Origin of the sequence: Trichococcus paludicola (assembly GCF_003052295.1) — a bacterium.
Lineage (GTDB): Bacteria > Bacillota > Bacilli > Lactobacillales > Aerococcaceae > Trichococcus > Trichococcus paludicola.
Genome location: NZ_QBLC01000001.1, coordinates 173513 through 190888 on the forward strand (window position 1 = coordinate 173513; position 17376 = coordinate 190888).

A 17376-nucleotide genomic window follows, 5' to 3' on the forward strand; every position below is an offset into this window, starting at 1 on the left:
AAGGGGAGGCAGAACCATGCAGAAGATGATGTGTTGTATGTGCGGATGTAAGAAACATGCAGGAATATTCTTATCATCTTTTGATCTCCACAACCGGGCGTTTTTGCCCGCTCTGTAAAGGGGATTATGGGGCAGATTGTGCATCCGCATCCAAGTGAAGCGCTGAAATGATGATGAATACTCGTGCATGTGTGTTTTGTTGACGCGCATGCACTTTTTTTGTGGAAATGATGGGAACCCATCGGAAAATAGAGCGGGGTGGCAAAAATATGAATCTGCAACAATTGCGATATGTCATAACTGTGGCGAAATACGGCACTTTTCGGGAGGCCGCGAGGCAATTATATATGGCGCAATCCAGTCTGTCGTCAAGCATCAAAGATCTGGAGGAAGAATATGGCATTCAGATTTTCGAGCGTTCCAAAAAAGGGATTGAAATAACCAAAGAAGGGGCTATGCTTTTGGAATTCGCCGATCAGATCGTAGCCCAAGCGGACCAATTGGATTACCGTTATCTGTATGCGACCGAAAACAGGAGACTGTTTTCGGTTTCCAGTCAGCACTATGATTTTGCTTCGGAAGGGTTTGCCCGACTGGTTTCGGAAAAAAAGGAAGAATCGCTGAATTTCCGTTTCCTGGAGACGAGCACCTCGAAAGTGATGGAAGACGTGCGGGATGCCGTCAGCGAAGTCGGCTTCATCTATCTGAACGACTTCAATGGGAAAGTCATCAGGCAGCATCTCGACGCTTTTGACCTGAAATTCGATCCGCTGATCGCGTTCCAGCCGCATGTATTCCTCAGCGAGTTCCATCCGTTGGCGAAGCAGGAGAGAATTACGCAGGAGGAGCTCCATCCGTACCCCGTCATTTCATTCGATCAAAGTAAAAATAGCACACTGCAACTGATGGAAGAGTCGATCCAAGTCGACCAAAATGCCCAGCGGATCAGTGCAAGCGACCGTGCGACCGTATTAAATCTGTTGTCAGTGACGAATGGATACTTGGTCGGTTCAGGTCTCTTGAAATCGAATACGCAGGATCATATTGTCGTGGTACCGATGGATGTCGATCAAAAAAACACCATCGGTTTCATCTATTCGAAAGTGCGGCCGCTCAGCACGATCTCCAAGCGCTACATGAAAATCGTAAGGGAATTGTTGGAGGGCGATCAACGTATTGAACTGACTTCTGCTGAAGAGTGAATCAAGAAATTTTATGACGTTTCTTGTTCAACCAATATAAAAAATGGCTATCCACAACGAGCGTATGCGCCTGTTGTGGATAGCCATTTTTTATGGAAAACAACATTTCAAGCGCACACGTAAAAGTGAGTGTCACTCTGCGAAAAGATTATCGATATTCATCCGCAGCACGCGATCGATGCTCGGATTGCCGTGGTCGCGATAAGGATACGCCCCGGATTCGAAGAGGATGTATAGGTGCTTTCCATCCACGACGACCTGTTCCATGTAGGAGGGCATGATGATTTCGGTGCTGGCATTCCTGTCCGTGAAATTCTCGTCTTCCTCCAGACGGTTGAAGGAAAGCAGGGTTGAGTCATGCTTTCTGCCGGAAGAGCGTGACAGCATCAGCTTTTCCTGATGAAAAGCCAGTCCTTGGATCTCTTTGCCTATTTTATCGACATCGTCAGGAGAAGCTTCTTCCGTGCTTTTTCCGGTATCCAGTGCATGGACTTTCTCTCCGTTGTCGTTTTCTGTTGTGGAGATCAGGTAGCGGTGCATAACACTCGTCTCTTCGTCATCGAAATGCGCCACGTAGAGATCATCGCCGTGGACCGTGATGGTTGAAGCACGCTTGATGTCGGGCAGGTTGATGCTATCGGTATATGCGATCGGTTCAGCGGAATCCGTGAAATCATAGGCTTCAATGTCCTTCAAAGACAGAGTGATGACTTGAGCGGTGTCGCCTTTTTCCGAGGTGACCCAGAGCAACTCATGGTTGTTGTCAAAGGCGAGGCCGCCTACATGCGGGATGCCATCCAGGACGATTTCCTTGATGAAGGATCCGCTTTTTTTGTCCAACACATAGATGACGGAATTGTGCTTTTTGGTGTAGCAATAGGCCGAAATAAACAGGTAATCTTGGTTCACGGCCAACCCTTGCGGCGTCATAGTGGTGCAGATGTCCGTTTCTTCGTGTTCATGATGGAGCGTCAATGTTTCATCCATACCGGGGATGACATAAGTATTTTCTTCCGGGTCGACACCATGCTCTTCAAAAACCGCTTGGTACAGTTCAGGGTGTTTGGACAATTCATCTTTCAACGACTTAAATGAACCGAGGCTGGCTTCCGTGTTCGTTTCTTCAGCGAAAGCTAACCGTTCGATTTTTCCGTTCTTTGTGAGGAGGCCGAGCGTGACCGCCCCTGTCATCATGCTGCCAATCAGTGCAAGGCTGATGAACTTCTTTCTCTTTTTCTTTTCCATAGTATCACTTCCCGAATGAATATTTATACGAGGTCGTCCAGTTTTTATATTTTACTATAGAAGTCAGCGGCTAACTAACAAAAAGCTTCCCGATAAGCTTATTCCTGATAGGATTTGAGTACTTCCTGAAGTGGGATTTTGGCGATTTTTCGCCTGCTTATGTAGGTGCCGACGAAGAAGATGAGGACCAGGATCAACAATGTCTGCAGCAGGAAAATCGGTCTGTACTGCAGCGGCAGGATGACGCCGTATTCCTCCGTGAAGAACCGCATCATCAGGTTCAGTATACCCAAGGCAATGGGAAGGCTGATCAGATAGGAAATCAAGGCATAAAAAAAATAGCTGTTCAAAATCATCGCATTGACTTCCCGGCGTTTGTAGCCCATCACTTTGAGCAACGAAATCACATAGTAATTTTTTTCTACGGTAAAGGAAGTGAGCACGAACAGGATGCTCGCGGCGATGATTGCGGATCCACCGATCATGACGTTCGAGATGAACTGCGTGTAGTTGGACATCGCCTTCGATTGTTCGATGAGTCCCGACTTGCTGATGATTGTGCTGTAGTAGGCATCGGACGGCTTTTTGAGCGAATAGATGCCGCTGTACAGGCGCGAAGTGCTGTTTTCCGACAACATATTGCTGAGCTTTTCGATGTTCAGGTACACCTTGTCGGAAATGTATTCATCAGTCACGCCTTTGACAAGAAAGGGGAAAGTGTCGTCGTTCACTTCCAGGCGGATGGTATCGCCTTCTACGACACCGAGCTTGATGCTGAGCCGTTTCGTGATCACGGCGCCGTTCTGGATATTTACGGTTATGTCATTGCCTTCCTCATCATACAGGCTGTAAAGTTTGTTGCGTGAAGACAGCCCTTGCAGCGATACAACGTTGCCGTCGAGGGAAGCAAAGGGATAGATGAGGAATTTTTCGTCGCCGGGCCGCGTTTCGGGCAGCCTTTGCGTGACATCGAGATAGGCCTCATATTCGTAGTCGACCTTATTCAGGTAGTCGACCGTCATCCGATCGACCATGCCGCCCATCATGAAGGAAAAGCTCATCAGGATCGTCGAGAACATGATGCCCAGAAAGAAAATGAAGAAACTACCGGTGCTCTTGATGGCGTGCAGGTATTTGAATTTTGTGCTGCCTTTCGCCTTCGAAAGGACCCGGCTGAGGTACCTGCCGATCCGGTTGATCGACTTGCCCTCATGCGGCTTCAGCAGTTCCAGGGCATTCTCTCCGAGGATGCGGTAGATGATGATCCAGGAAACCAAGGAGAAGAACAGGAGCGGCACCAGGATCGCAGTGGCGAAGACGGTGAAGCTCTGGGCGATTTTGACTTGGGGCAGGAGATAGAAATCCAGATACAATTTTTTCAACGGCTCGGAATAGAGCGTTCCGAGGAAGTAGCCAAGGATCAGCATAAGGGCGGCGAAGACCATCATCGCGACGAAATAGGGCCGGGCTATTTCCGAACGGCGGTAGCCGAGCGCCTTGAGGATGCCAATCTGGCCTCTTTCGGCATGGAGCAGGTTGTAGATCAGGATCGATACGATGATGACGGCGATGGCCGCGATGAAGACACTGAGTCCCAAAGCCATGACTTTTCCTTGGGTCAGTTCATCATAGATGGCCCCGCTCCTCATGCTGGTCTGCGTATCCGTAATCTGGCTTACGAAAGGCAACGCATCTTTGTCGTAGGCGGTGTCTATGCTCTCCTCGGTCAGGTTCATGCCGGCTAAACGGAAACTCTCCTTGTCGTCGAAGTTCTCGTATTCTTTATCAGACATGAGCAGCAGCGTCTGCAGCCCGGTATCCAAGTTGAAGGTTTCATCGAACATAGGAAGGGTGTAGTCCGGGAAAAGCACAAAGCCCGTCACTCGGTAGCTTTTGTTTTTGATGATGAGGGCGTCCCCGATGGTGAGGCCGTTCTTGTCGGCATAGACTTTGTTGACAGCGACTTCATCATCAGCTGAGGGTTTGCGGCCTTCCTCCATATAGGAAAGATTGATTTTTTCGCCATCCTTCACGAGGAGCGCTGTATGCGACTGTCCTTGGTACGTGTAGGAGGTGTTTTTGTATTCCCTCAGTTCGAGACTGACATCGCGGTAGCTCGCTTCAAACTCGGTGATCCTGTTTTCCATGAGCTTGTAGAAGGTGGCAGGTTCGACTTTCTTTATGTCGCTTAGCGAGTAGAAGCCTCTGGCAAGCAGCGCTGCTGCGATGGGGTAGGCCGCCTCTTCCAGCGTGACCCTATTCAGCATCTCAACGGCGAAGTCCTCTTGGTTGTGATCCGCCAAGTACGTTTCCGTGGGTTCTTCGATGCCGCTCAATCCGTAGAACATCATGGTGTAGGTGGCGGAGCTCAGGATGATGATGAAGCCGATGGCAACCAACTGCATCCATTTTTTTCGCAAGGTTTTGATGACATTTTTCAGCAGCATGATTCGCACCTCCCCCTATCCCCAAGAGATGTCCTGGGCATTCTTTTTGACTTCGTTGAGGGTGACTTCCGTAATTTGACCGGAGTTCATCTTGATGACCTTGTCCGCCATTTCGGCGATGCCCAAGTTATGGGTAATCACGATGATGGTTTTGTTGTAGTCCACATTCAGGTTCTGCAACAGCTGCAGAATCTTTTTCGAATTTTCTTCATCCAGCGAGCCGGTGGGTTCGTCGCAGAAGATGATGTCGGGATTCTTGGCCAGGCTCCTGACGATCGAAACACGTTGCTGCTCCCCTCCGGAGAGTTGACTGGGATATTTGTTGCGGGCTTTTTCCAGACCGACTTTTTCGAGCAGGTCGGTTATGTCGAGTGGAGCTGTCCCGATGTCCGAGCCGATTTGGATGTTCTCGTAGACGTTCAGATTCTGCAGCAGGTTGTATTGCTGGAAGATGAAGCCCAGATGTTTCCTTCTGAAAGCGGTCATCTCCTCTTCATCCAGGTTTGTCAGCGTTTCGCCCCGGAAGGTGATTTCACCCGAAGTGACGGTGTCCAAGCCGCTGATGACGTTCAGCAAGGTGCTCTTGCCGCTGCCACTGGGTCCGAGGATGACGACAAATTCGCCCTCTTCGATGGTGAGGTTGACGTCTTTCAGGGCGTAGGTTTCCACATCACCGGTCTTGTAAGTTTTCGTCACGTTGGTCATCGTTATCACCGCATCCACCCTCTTTTGAGATTGCTTCAATCAGTTCAAGTATATTTGTGTCGGGATTTTTTGTCAAAAAATTGAGAATGGAAAATACTTTGCTGAAATAGGAGATACCCAAAAAGATGAATTATCCAGAATGGTTTTGTATACGCTGACAATATCTTCACGGATGCATCGGTCGATATGGTAAAATTGAGATACCGAAACGATGGAATCAACTGGATTATCCAAAAATTGCGCGAGGGGGTCTTCTTTATGGGGAAATTGAAAGCTATCCTATTCAAATCAAAAAAATCGATCATTGTCACGGCGGTCCTTCTGCTGACTTTGCTGGTGGGTGGAGGTACTGCTTACTGGTTGTATCAGAATGCCCAGGTCCAGGAAGTGTCGGTGCATACGGCCTGGAAAGGGCAATTGGCTAAGTATGTGCCGATAACCGGCGACATCGAAGCCAGCAGCAGGAGCAGCCTTTATCCCTCGCCCACAGCCAAGATTGTTGAAGTGTTGGCGGAGGAAGGGCAGGCAGTCAAGAAAGGCGATGTCCTGGCGAGGATTGATGCGACCGAGTACCGCACCCAAATGGATAAGCAGGTTATCAATCTTGCGAATGCAGAGGCGACGCTCGCCTATCTTTCCGGGAGCAGCGCAGAAATGGATAAGGCATCCTCCCAGAACGCGGTGAGCCAAGCGGGGATTGTGCTGGAAACTGCCCAATCAAATTATAGTGCGGCGCAAGGGAATCTGGATGACATCAATACGCTCAATGCGAATGCCATCAGCCAGGCTAACATAGCCCTGGAGAATGCTCAGTCGAATTATGCTGCGGCCAACTCCAATCTATCGGCGCGGGGGACGCTCTACGACAATGCTGTGAGCCAAGCTCAAATAGTCTTGGAGAGTGCCCAATCGAATGCTGCCGCATTAGCGGATAAACTGCATAACGTCGAAATAGCCAACGCGAATGCGGTCGGCCAAGCCAAACTGACTTTGGAAAATGCGAAGGCGCATTACTGGATCGCAAAAAAGAATTTGGATGATCTGGAAAATGCCCTGCATGAAGCCAAATGTGCGTTGGAAACAGCTAAAGCAACCTATGAGAGTGCAAAACTGAATCTGGATATCGTCAAAACCTTGTACGACGCCGATCCGATTCTGTACGCAGTGGACTATCAGTTGGCGCAACAGGCTGTCACCGCTGCCGAAACGGCGGTATGGAATGCGGAACTGACTTTTGATAGCGCTGAAATGGGCTATCAAGCCGGCTATGATACGGCGAAATTGGCGGTGATCGATGCGGAAACAGCTGTCCGTAGCGCAGAAATCGCTCTTTCGAATGCCGAAAACGCAGCCGACGCTGAATATGCTGCAGCCGCAAAAGCGGTTTCGGACAGCGAAGCTGCTGTGAGCAACGCGGAAATCGCTCTTTCGAACGCCGAAAGCGCGGGCTCTCTTGAATATGCTGCAGCTGAAAAAGCCGTCAGCGACAGCGAAGCCGCTGTCCGTAACGCGGAAATCAGCGTTTCAAATGCCAGAAGCGGCGCTGCCGTAAAGTACGAGGCGGCGATCAAGGCAATCAGCGATGGCGAAAAATCCGTCCGGAGCGCGGAAATCGCTCTCTCGAATCTGAACACCACGGCAACGTTTTCGAGCGCGACAGCGGAGGAAAGAATCTCCAATCAGGCCGACCAGATTGCTCTCCTGAAAACAGACCTCGCCTACTTGAACAAAAAAATCGAGGAGAGCGATCTGAAGGCCAATGTCGACGGCATTGTGACGAAGATGGACGTCGTTGCGAATGAATATCCTCAGGTCGGCGATGCCATCATCGTCGATGGGGCGACCGAATATGTGATCAGCTTGGCTGTCAGCCAGTATGACAGCGTCAATATGCGTGTAGGCCAGAAGGCGACCGTTAAGGTGAAAGGGGTCGCTGCGGAATATGATGGGGTTGTCTCGGAAATCGGCCAATCGGCGGAGAAATCCGCGACCTCCGCGGATCAGGATGCGAAAGTTACGGTAAAAGTCACAATCACCGATCCTGACGAAAACATCAAGGTAGGCTACGAAGCCGATGCGGAAATCATCACGGTCGAAAAGCTCGATGCCCTGCGCGTAAACTTTGAGGCTGTCCAAATCGATGTGGAATCGGGCAAGTCCTACGTGTACGTGGTGGACAGCGGGAACCGAGTCGAAAAAAGGTACATCGAAACCGGGCTGGAAACCGAATATGACATCGAGGTAGTGGATGGTTTGGTGGAAGGGGAGCGCTATGTCGCTGATCCGAACAAGGAACTTGTGGCCGGTGTGAGGGTCAAGGACAGCGGTGACGCTGATTGACGGACGCGTCCGAAGAAGGGTAGGCATTTTTGAGCAGGGGAGCAGATGTCGGGAGCTCCTCTGTTTTGCGTACTTTGGACAATACCTTTTCACTACAATGCAGATAGCGTATAATGGAAGAACGGAATCAGGCAAAGCGCAATCGGCCTGAGGAATGGATCAACACTAATAAATAATGATCAGAAAGAGGATTTTCCCATGTCGAAGTTAGGTTTGCAGCTCAGCCCAGCAGACAGCGAAAGCAAATGTTGGGTGGCGGAAATTACCGGTGCGGACGAGGTATACATTTTAAAAAGGGACTTCATCCCAGCCGAACCGGAAGGCGGATGGATCCTCTATGATGGCTGGTACCAACTGAACGGTGCGGTGCCCGGCGTCACGGAATTCAAAAAAGAATATATCCGCATCAAGGACGGAAAAGTCAGAAGGAACCTTCCATTCCGGGAACTCGTCGAAAGCCTGGATGAAATAAAAGCCGGTGAAGGCCCGCGCGTCGAGAGGATGCGCAAGGAAATCATCGCCATTTTGGATGAAATAAAAGAAGCTGCCTATTGTGAGCAGGTGGTTGAAGGCATCGAAAAGCAAAAGGAAGACCTGGATATGGCGGATGAGCCGGATCAGATCAAAAATGCGCTCTACATGCTGAAAAAACAAAAGCAATCCTATATCGAGCAGTACCGAAAGATGTTCAACCTATAAGAATCCAGATTATCCGGAATGAAAAACAATAGAAATGCATGAAACCGACCATGTTTCCGGTATAATCCGAATAGAGAAAAAGAAAGGCGGTGGAGCAATGATCAGAAAAGCAACGCCAACGGATCTTCCCGCAATCATGGAAATCATCAATGAGGCGAAAGTCACGCTAAAGGCGTCCGGCATCGATCAATGGCAAAAAGGGTATCCGAACGAAGCAGTCATTCTTCAGGATATCAATGGAGGATACAGCTATATCTACCTGCGGGATGGCGTTCCCGGGGCAACTTTTGCATTTTTTTACGGCGAGGACCCTACCTATAAAGTCATCACCGAGGGCCAATGGTTGACGGATAATCCTTACAGTGTCATCCATCGCATCACGATCAAAGACGCTTTCCGTGGACAAGGCGTCCTTGGGGAAATCGTCGAATGGGCTGCGGATGAATCGCGTAAAAAAGGCTATTCCAGCATGCGTATCGATACGCATCCAGATAACAAAAGCATGCAGCGTGCCTTGCAGAAGTCAGGGTATGCCTACTGCGGACATATCCTGACAAGTATCAGCGATATGCGATGGGCATATGAGAAAGTGCTGTAAAATAATTATGGATATGCGAGAAGGATTGCGCCCGAACCTAGCGGTGCAATCCTTTTCGCATGGAATCAAGCATATGATTGATAAACCCGAAGGAGCGAAGAAATAATGGACTTGCAACTAAAAAATTTAGCTTTGAACGAGGAACTGATCCAGACGATACTCCGTTGGGAAAATGACCTGGCTATTTCGCCGTTCATCACCCCGCACTATGATGAAGAAAGCAAATTGCCTTTGGGGACGGAAGAGGGTGTCCGCGAGAGCCTGTCCAATCCGGACAAGCGGACTTATTTCATTTGCGTGGATGACAAGCCGGTCGGAATCGCGTCGATCATCCGCGACTTTCCTGCCCTGCTCAAGAAGGACGGAAATACAGCCTGGCTGGGCATCTACATCGGCGATCCGGATTGGCGCAGCAAAGGCATCGGCAAAACGGTCATGGCACTGTATGAAGAAGAATGCCGAAGACTCGGCTATCAGCGCATCGAGCTGGGGGTCTTTTCCCACAATGCCGGCGCAATCAGCCTGTACGAAAGATCCGGCTTCACACAAATAGGCGTGATCCCTCACTTCACCTATTCACAAGGCGAATGGCGCGACGATATCCGGATGGAGAAAATACTCGGTTCCGTTCTAGGGTAAACCCCATGCGGAAATTTTTTGGAGGGAGGGAAAACAACGGATGAAAAAAGGATTGTTGGTCAGGAAAAAAGCGATATTCTTGACCTTATTTGCGGCATTTTTGGGGTTTTTGACGCTGTTCAGCTACCATAACTACGCGTGGTACGAAGAACCAATCGCCAAAATCATTGCAGCGGAAGCCATTGGAACCAATGAAACGATCGGCGCCAATCGGGAAAGCTATCACGTATACAACCAAAAACTGACGGCTGTACTGATGAACGGGGAGTCGAAAGGGGCGCAGGTCATGATAGAAAACAACTATTCCGACTCACTTGCCTATAGCCAGATGTACCGTTCAGGCGATGAAGTTTTCCTTTCTCTTAGCGAGAGTGCTTCGGATGCAGTGACAGGCAAAATAATCGGAGTAAAGCGGGATAAATATGTTGCCCTTTTGGGTGCCTTGTTTCTTTTCGTGCTTGTGGCGGTAGCGGGGAAAAAAGGCCTGCTTTCCCTCGTCAGCATAGCGGGGAACATTTTTCTGTTCAGCCTAGCTCTGGACAGTTATGAAATTGCGGATAACGCCCAACTATTATGGATCAGCAGTGCTGCAGTGATCGGTTGGACCATCCTGACGCTGTTCTTGGTCAGCGGGAAAAACAGAAAGACTTACGCAGCCATCCTTTCCACTTTGATCGGAACATTCATGACTTTAATCATCGCTTACGGGGTCATTGCCTTGACGAACGGGCAGGGCCTGCGTTATGAGGAAATGCAGTTTGTGACGCATTACCCGCGGCGCATCTTCCTGTCGAGCATTTTGATTGGCTCGCTGGGTGCGGTGATGGATGTCGCCATCACAATGACCGCAGCCATCCAGGAACTGTACGAAAAAGACCCTGCGATATCCGCCGGAGCCTTATTGCAGTCCGGACGCGAAATCGGCAAGGACATCATGGGGACGATGGCGAATGTGCTGCTTTTTGCCTATGTCAGCGGAGCGATTCCCACACTCGTTTTTTATCTGGAGAACGGCTCCGATGTGTTCCATACCTTTTCGATGCAATTATCTTTGGAAATTACCCGGGCCTTGGCAGGCAGTATCGGCATTGTTTTGACGGTTCCGCTGGCTATGTTCACAGCCGTCCGTCTGATTCCTAAGAAAGCGGGTGATCAACAATGAGCGTGCAGTTGGTATTGGCTCTCTTGCTTTTGCTGATGATGGGGGCGGTGGGCGGCAGACGAGGGGTTTCTTCGTTCCTGTCGTTGTTTTTCAACTTTGCGGTCCTCTATATATTGGTGCTGCTATTGATCAATGGCTTTCCTGCTCTTTTTGTGACCCTGCTGGCTTGTTCGGTGGTAGGGTACATCAATTTATTCTACATAAACGGCGTGAACATCAAAACCAAGGCGGCTTTTATCGCCACGATTGTCACAACGTTTTTCTTGCTGTTGTTGATCATTGTCGTGCATCGGTTTGCGATGATACAGGGCTTCGGTCCTGAGGAAGTGGAAGAGTACACCACGCTTTCCTTTTTTGTGAATGTGGATTTTGTTCAAATCGGTATTTGCACGATGATTACAGGAACGATAGCGGCCATCACGGATACGGCTATTTCCATCTCATCCTCGTTGCATGAAGTCCATCACCGCAACCCACAGTTGGGCGAGAGGGAATTATTCCGGTCAGGGATGACGATCGGCAAGGATATCATCGGAACGACAACGAATACGCTGTATTTTTCATTCATCGGCGGTTACCTCGCTCTTTTCCTATGGTTCAGGGATCTGTCCTATTCTTTTGGGGAGGCACTGAACGCAAAGGTGCTTGTCTCGGAAGTGCTCTCCATGTTTGTCATCGGCATCGGAGTGACCGGAATCATCCCGCTCACTGCCTGGGTCACAGCGCGCATGCTGTTGAACCAATCACCGCGGGCTTAAAATACGTATTGCCAATCAAAGAAAATACTCTATAATTGTTAGAGTTGAAATCAAAACGTTACGGACGAGTCAGCTGACGCGTAACGGCAAGTACACAGACACACAATTCAGATATTGGAGGAAAACAGATGAAAAAAATCGGCTTTGATCCGCAAAAATACATTGAAGAACAATCGAAATATATCCTGGAACGGGTCAACAATTACGATAAATTGTATCTTGAGTTCGGAGGGAAACTGATCGGTGACAAGCATGCGAAACGCGTTTTGCCTGGGTTCGACGAAGATGCCAAAATCAAGTTGCTGCAGAAATTGAAGGACCAAGCGGAGATCCTGATCTGTGTGTATGCAGGGGATATCGAACGCAACAAAATCCGTGGCGACTACGGCATCACCTATGACATGGACGTCTTCCGTCTGATCGATGAGCTAAGGGAATACGGATTGGCCGTCAACAGTGTCGTCATCACGCGCTACAACGGACAGCCGGCCACAAAAGTGTTCATCAACAAACTCGAAAAACGCGATATCAAAGTCTATACCCATGGCGCCATCGAAGGCTATCCTTCCAATATCGAAACGATCGTCAGCGAAGAAGGCTTCGGCCAGAACACGTACATTCCGACGACGAAACCGATTGTCGTCGTGACCGCTCCAGGCCCCGGCAGCGGCAAGTTGGCGACCTGCCTGAACCAGCTGTATCACGAACGCCGTCAAGGGCGCGCAGCCGGCTATTCCAAGTTCGAGACTTTCCCGGTATGGAACGTTCCGTTGAAGCACCCGCTGAACATCGCCTATGAAGCCGCAACTGTCGATCTGAAGGACGTCAACATGATGGACAACTATCATTTTGAGACCTACAACGAAGTGGCGGTCAACTACAACCGCGATTTGGAGACTTTCCCGGTCATCAAACGCATCATCGAGCGCATCACCGGCAAGGAATCCGTCTACCAATCACCGACTGACATGGGCGTCAATCGGGTCGGATTCGGCATCACCGACGATGAAGCGATCCGGGAAGCGTCCAAGCAGGAAATCATCCGCCGCAGCTTCGACACGGAATGCGACTACAAGAAAGGCCTGAGCGATGAAGAGACGCGTAACCATATGCGCCTGATCATGGAAGAGGTCGAATTGAAGCAAGAAGACCGGGCTCCCGTGAAGCCTGCTCGCGAATATGCGAAGCGTTTGATGAAACGCGCGGTCGACAACGAGATTCCGGCTGTCATCGCTTTTGAGTTGAACGACGGACGGATCATCACCGGCAGAACTTCCGATCTGATGGATGCGTGTTCTTCCGCCATCGTGAACGCAATCAAAGCCTTAGCGAACATTTCTGACGACATCCTGTTGCTGTCCCCGGTCATTCTGGAGCCGATCAAAAAGCTGAAGAGCGAAGGTCTGCATAAACGCATTCCGACCTTGACCGCGAATGAGATCCTGATCGCCTTATCCATTTCAGCGGTCACCAATCCGACCGCTCAGCTGGCCTACGATAAACTTTCCGAACTGAAGGATGTGCAGGCACACTCGACTGTCATCCTGAACAAAGACGATGATCAGATCCTTCGGAATCTTGGCCTCGATATCACTTGCGATCCGGTATATCCATCCGAAAATCTATATTACGTATAAGAGAGTTTGATGATTTGCGATTAATCGTCAGAAACTACTTTCAAAGACTATCCGCTCCCTGTCTTTTTCGGGAACGGATAGTTTTTTAGCATAGATTAGAATCATTAGTGGTCCTCAAAATGGATGCCCCTGGGACCAACCGAGGTGGAGAAGACGACCTGGGTGTAGGTCTTGCCGAACTGCTGCAGTTCCCCGATAAAAGTGTCCAATTCATTCGTCGTCGGAAAGGCGACTTTCAGCAGCATCGAGAATTCTCCTGTCACGCAGTTGCATTCCAACACATTCGGGATGCTGTCCACGAAAGGATAAAATACCGGTTTTTGCTTTGGATCGACCTCCAGATTGATGAAAGCTTTGATATTGTAGCCCAGCGTCTGCAGGTTCACATGGGCGCCGTAATCCGTGATGATGCCGTTCCTTTCCAGCTGGGCGATTCTTGCTGAAATCGCCGGAGAAGACAAAAAGGTGGCCTCGCCGATTTCCTTCAGGGAAGCTCGTGCATTAGTCTGCAAAATGTTCAAAATTTGCTTGTCGATTTTATCCATCAGAGGCTCCTTCCCAAGTTCTTGCTTGCTTTGTATTCTTAAGATTCTATATCAGACCTACCAAGGGAAGCAAACGAATGCTGACATGACTTAAGAAAATAAAGTTACATGGGAAATAGCGTGTGATTCTTCTGCGGAAATGTCGAATATGCAGGTTTTGTTCGCAACTTCCTTTGAGCTGTTTCATTCAGTTTGCAGGGGTGGTATTGTTTGGACTATGAATTATAGAAAAATTTCAGGGGGCAAACAGAGATGAACATGAGAATTGAAGCAGACTCGATCGGAACGTTAGCAGTACCCACAGAAGCGTATTATGGTGTGCAATCGTCGCGTGCAAAGGAAAATTTCTCCATCACGGGCACGAAGCTGCATCCGGAATTGATCAGCAATCTGGCGCGAATCAAGAAAGCCGCAGCTGTTGTGAATGCTCAGTCGGGTAACCTGGCAGTCGGAAAAAAGGATGCGATCGTCCAAGCCTGCGACGAAATTGTGGCGGGATATTTTCATGAAGCCTTCATCGTGGATGCCATCCAAGGCGGTGCCGGGACCTCGGCCAATATGAACGCCAATGAAGTCATCGCCAATCGCGCCATCGAAATATTGGGCGGGAGAAAGGGCGACTACCGCATCGTTCATCCGAATGACGATGTGAATCTCTGCCAGTCTACGAATGATGTCTTTCCGACAGCTGGGAAAATGACTGTCCTTCAATTGCTTCCGGAGTTGATTGCCGAACTGGGAAAGCTGGAGAGCGCGTTGGCTGATAAGGCCGAAGAATTCGCCGGAGTCATCAAAATGGGACGGACGCAAATGCAGGATGCGGTTCCGACCACTTTGGGAAGAACGTTCCAAGCTTATCGATCCTTCGTCAAAAGGGATATCCGCCACCTCTTGGGCGCTGCGGAAGAGATGAAGAGCATCAATCTCGGCGGGACCGCAATCGGCAATGCAATCAATGCGACGCCGGAATATTTGGAAAACATAACCGCCTTCGTGAGTGAAGAAGCGGGGATCGCTTTCACGCAGGCGGAGGATCTTTTCGATGCGACCCAGAACGTGGATGGCTTCGTCAGGGTGTCGGCGGCCATCAAGACGGCAGCGGTGAACTTGTCTAAGATGAGCAATGATCTGCGTTTGTTGTCGAGTGGTCCAAGGGCTGGCATCGGTGAAATCAATTTACCGGCTAAGCAAAACGGCTCTTCGATCATGCCGGGAAAAGTGAATCCGGTGATACCCGAAGTCGTTTCGCAAGTCGCTTTCCGCGTAATCGGAAACGATCTGACCATCACGATGGCTGCCGAATCCGGACAGTTGGAGCTGAATGCCTTCGAGCCGATCATTTTCCATTCGTTGTTTGAATCGATCGATTGCTTGGCGCATGCGGTCGCTACGCTGACTGTCAACTGCATCACAGGGATCCAAGCCAATGAGATGGTCTGCTACAAACAGGTGGAAGAGAGTGCCGGCATCGCGACTGCCCTCTGCCCGACGATTGGCTACCAAAAAGCCAGCGCAATCGCCAAAGAATCACTGAAGACTGGCAAAACCGTCAGGGAATTGGTGCTTGAAAAAAACCTGTTCTCGGTTGAGGAAACGGACAGCATCCTTGATCTCAAACGCATGGCCGGCATACCGGCGGAGCTAGTCTTGCTGGCAGGTAAGGCTGTCTGATTGAATTGTAGGGACCGCCAGAACGCCTGACAGGTTGATTCAAGGCTTTCTGGCGGTCCCGAATTTGTAATCCTAAAAAATAGCAGCAGTTTTCGAACCGAGCTTCATCGGCCGAAAGCGGGATTATCTAATCAATTTATAATTGTATTCCATCACTATTATTGCTAAAATAAGCGAAGCAGAGTCCTTTAAACTAATCCTGAGAGATTAAAAAGGGTAACAAATCGAATATTTGATACCTTAGGTCCTTTTGCGAATATCATAATTCAAGGGCTTTTTTTTGCGCCTATAGGAGGAAATATAGAATGTCTTCAAAGAAAATTATTCAGGTTGACGAAAAGGTGCCTGCAAATTTGCTGATTCCGCTTAGTTTGCAACATACTTTCGCAATGTTCGGTGCTTCAGTGCTTGTTCCTATCATTTTCGGTATTGATCCGAGCATCGTATTATTGATGAACGGGGTCGCCACGCTGTTATTCATTTGGATCACAAAAGGGAAATCGCCGGCCTATCTTGGTTCAAGCTTTGCCTTCATCGGACCGACAAGCATCATCATCGCTAATCAAGGCTTTGAGTATGCGCAGGGCGGTTTCGTCGTCTTAGGTATCATTGGCTGTATTATGGCCTTCGTCATCTATCGCGTCGGCACAAAGTGGATCGATGTTGTCCTTCCGCCTGCAGCGATGGGGGCTGTTGTGGCCTTGATCGGTCTGGAGCTGGCTCACCTTACGATTCAAGGAGGATCGATCGGTGCGAACTTGATGACCGACACTGCGACAGCACAGAACTTCGCTGTCTTTTTCATTACTTTGGGCACGGCTGTCCTAGGTTCCGTACTCTTCAAAGGTTTCTTGTCCACTATCCCTATTCTGATCGCCATCGTCGTTGGATACATTTCTGCGATTGCGTTCGGCATGGTCGACTTCACTCCGGTAATGGAAGCATCCTTGTTTACGATGCCCCATTTCCAATTGGCGAAATTTGATATGAATGCCATCTTGACGATGCTTCCGGTTTTGCTTGTGTTGACTTCGGAGCATATTGGACACCAGGTGGTTACTTCCAACGTCGTCGGCCGCGATCTGATCAAAGATCCGGGCTTGCACCGTTCCCTGTTTGCTGATTACTTTGCATCTGCTTTATCCGGTTTGATCGGTGGTGTTCCGACAACGACTTATGGTGAAAACATCGGGGTAATGGCCATCACACGTGTCTATAGCGTGCGCGTCATCGCCGGTGCTGCGATTTTCTCCATGGTCATGTCCTTCTTTGGACCGTTGGCGGCACTGATTTCCACCATTCCTGGTGACGTCATCGGTGGCGTTACGTTCTTGCTTTACGGTATGATCGGCACCAGCGGCTTGCGTCTGTTGGTTGAAGAAAAAGTGGACTACAGCAAATCCAAGAATCTGATCTTGACATCCATCGTTTTCGTGACGGGATTGAGCGGCCTGAAAGTTCAATTTGCAGGCATCCAATTAAGCGGAATGGTCTTAGCCAGTGTTGTCGGCATCATTTTGAGCTTATCGTTCTACCTGTTCGATAAAGCAGGCTGGATGAACGAAACAGACTGAGAATCTACGTTCTCTTGACTGCGTCAGCTTATTAAAATTTATGACGGCTCCAACCCGAAATTTTCCGGGCGGGAGCCGTCATTTTCGCTTTTTTGAACAGCAGTAGTATAATGTAGGCGAATGAGCAGGCTGATTTTCATGCTGACAGATGAGG

Annotated in this window: 14 protein-coding genes; 10 read left to right on the top strand and 4 right to left on the bottom strand. The window is 49.4% G+C overall.

Annotation, left to right across the window (positions count from 1 at the left end):
* The first annotated feature begins 269 nt into the window (after positions 1-269).
* Positions 270-1202, top strand: coding sequence for a LysR family transcriptional regulator (locus C7R56_RS00765; protein WP_107994735.1), 933 nt, complete (start codon positions 270-272; stop codon positions 1200-1202).
* 132 nt (positions 1203-1334) lie between these two features.
* Here the strand turns inward: C7R56_RS00765 and C7R56_RS00770 are convergent, their stop codons facing one another.
* The 3 genes from C7R56_RS00770 to C7R56_RS00780 all read right to left on the bottom strand — a co-directional run bounded on the left by C7R56_RS00770 (position 1335) and on the right by C7R56_RS00780 (position 5599).
* Positions 1335-2447 carry a YncE family protein gene (locus C7R56_RS00770; RefSeq protein WP_107994736.1) on the bottom strand — a complete coding sequence of 371 codons (1113 nt, stop codon included), beginning with the start codon at positions 2445-2447 and terminating at the stop codon, positions 1335-1337.
* Positions 2448-2545: 98 nt separating this feature from the next.
* Positions 2546-4894 carry an ABC transporter permease gene (locus tag C7R56_RS00775; protein ID WP_107994737.1) on the bottom strand — a complete coding sequence of 783 codons (2349 nt, stop codon included), beginning with the start codon at positions 4892-4894 and terminating at the stop codon, positions 2546-2548.
* 15 nt (positions 4895-4909) lie between these two features.
* Positions 4910-5599, bottom strand: a complete 690-nt coding sequence (locus tag C7R56_RS00780) for an ABC transporter ATP-binding protein (protein WP_107995064.1) — start codon at positions 5597-5599, stop codon at positions 4910-4912.
* Positions 5600-5857: 258 nt separating this feature from the next.
* On the opposite strand from C7R56_RS00780, the gene C7R56_RS00785 reads away from it, so the two are divergent.
* From C7R56_RS00785 to C7R56_RS00815, 7 genes are all read left to right on the top strand, one after another.
* On the top strand, positions 5858-7939 hold the full coding sequence (locus C7R56_RS00785) for an HlyD family efflux transporter periplasmic adaptor subunit (RefSeq protein WP_159072110.1): 2082 nt from the start codon (positions 5858-5860) through the stop codon (positions 7937-7939).
* Between the two features lie 198 nt (positions 7940-8137).
* Entirely contained in the window at positions 8138-8638 is a 501-nt protein-coding gene (locus C7R56_RS00790) for a hypothetical protein (protein WP_107994739.1), read from the top strand.
* A gap of 97 nt (positions 8639-8735) precedes the next feature.
* Positions 8736-9236, top strand: coding sequence for a GNAT family N-acetyltransferase (locus C7R56_RS00795; protein ID WP_159072111.1), 501 nt, complete (start codon positions 8736-8738; stop codon positions 9234-9236).
* 105 nt (positions 9237-9341) lie between these two features.
* Complete coding sequence (locus C7R56_RS00800; RefSeq protein WP_107994741.1) at positions 9342-9875, top strand: GNAT family N-acetyltransferase; 534 nt, start codon at positions 9342-9344, stop codon at positions 9873-9875.
* A 40-nt stretch (positions 9876-9915) separates the two neighbouring features.
* Complete coding sequence (locus tag C7R56_RS00805; RefSeq protein ID WP_234402538.1) at positions 9916-11037, top strand: YibE/F family protein; 1122 nt, start codon at positions 9916-9918, stop codon at positions 11035-11037.
* A complete protein-coding gene (locus tag C7R56_RS00810) occupies positions 11034-11795 on the top strand; it encodes a YibE/F family protein (RefSeq protein ID WP_107994742.1) in 762 nt (253 codons plus the stop codon). Before C7R56_RS00805 ends, C7R56_RS00810 begins: the two co-directional genes overlap by 4 nt.
* A gap of 128 nt (positions 11796-11923) precedes the next feature.
* The gene (locus C7R56_RS00815; RefSeq protein ID WP_107994743.1) at positions 11924-13432 is read left to right on the top strand and encodes a DUF1846 domain-containing protein; all 1509 of its coding nucleotides are present in this window, start codon (positions 11924-11926) and stop codon (positions 13430-13432) included.
* A gap of 104 nt (positions 13433-13536) precedes the next feature.
* On the opposite strand, the gene C7R56_RS00820 is transcribed toward C7R56_RS00815, so the two are convergent.
* Complete coding sequence (locus C7R56_RS00820; RefSeq protein ID WP_107994744.1) at positions 13537-13977, bottom strand: Lrp/AsnC family transcriptional regulator; 441 nt, start codon at positions 13975-13977, stop codon at positions 13537-13539.
* A gap of 252 nt (positions 13978-14229) precedes the next feature.
* Here C7R56_RS00820 and C7R56_RS00825 point away from each other — a divergent pair, with 252 nt between their 5' ends.
* Both C7R56_RS00825 and uraA read left to right on the top strand, forming a co-directional pair.
* Positions 14230-15648, top strand: a complete 1419-nt coding sequence (locus C7R56_RS00825) for an aspartate ammonia-lyase (protein WP_107994745.1) — start codon at positions 14230-14232, stop codon at positions 15646-15648.
* Between the two features lie 305 nt (positions 15649-15953).
* Positions 15954-17222 (top strand): uracil permease, encoded by a 1269-nt coding sequence (uraA, locus tag C7R56_RS00830; protein WP_107994746.1) that lies wholly within the window; start codon positions 15954-15956, stop codon positions 17220-17222.
* Positions 17223-17376 lie beyond the last annotated feature (154 nt).

Coding starts and splice junctions, on each gene's coding strand:
- C7R56_RS00770 (WP_107994736.1), bottom strand. CDS start 2,447: ATGGAAAAGAAAAAGAGAAAGAAGTTCATCAGCCTTGCACTGATTGGC.
- C7R56_RS00790 (WP_107994739.1), top strand. CDS start 8,138: ATGTCGAAGTTAGGTTTGCAGCTCAGCCCAGCAGACAGCGAAAGCAAA.
- C7R56_RS00765 (WP_107994735.1), top strand. CDS start 270: ATGAATCTGCAACAATTGCGATATGTCATAACTGTGGCGAAATACGGC.
- C7R56_RS00780 (WP_107995064.1), bottom strand. CDS start 5,599: ATGACCAACGTGACGAAAACTTACAAGACCGGTGATGTGGAAACCTAC.
- C7R56_RS00785 (WP_159072110.1), top strand. CDS start 5,858: ATGGGGAAATTGAAAGCTATCCTATTCAAATCAAAAAAATCGATCATT.
- C7R56_RS00795 (WP_159072111.1), top strand. CDS start 8,736: ATGATCAGAAAAGCAACGCCAACGGATCTTCCCGCAATCATGGAAATC.
- uraA (WP_107994746.1), top strand. CDS start 15,954: ATGTCTTCAAAGAAAATTATTCAGGTTGACGAAAAGGTGCCTGCAAAT.
- C7R56_RS00815 (WP_107994743.1), top strand. CDS start 11,924: ATGAAAAAAATCGGCTTTGATCCGCAAAAATACATTGAAGAACAATCG.
- C7R56_RS00805 (WP_234402538.1), top strand. CDS start 9,916: ATGAAAAAAGGATTGTTGGTCAGGAAAAAAGCGATATTCTTGACCTTA.
- C7R56_RS00825 (WP_107994745.1), top strand. CDS start 14,230: ATGAACATGAGAATTGAAGCAGACTCGATCGGAACGTTAGCAGTACCC.
- C7R56_RS00800 (WP_107994741.1), top strand. CDS start 9,342: ATGGACTTGCAACTAAAAAATTTAGCTTTGAACGAGGAACTGATCCAG.
- C7R56_RS00820 (WP_107994744.1), bottom strand. CDS start 13,977: ATGGATAAAATCGACAAGCAAATTTTGAACATTTTGCAGACTAATGCA.
- C7R56_RS00775 (WP_107994737.1), bottom strand. CDS start 4,894: ATGCTGCTGAAAAATGTCATCAAAACCTTGCGAAAAAAATGGATGCAG.
- C7R56_RS00810 (WP_107994742.1), top strand. CDS start 11,034: ATGAGCGTGCAGTTGGTATTGGCTCTCTTGCTTTTGCTGATGATGGGG.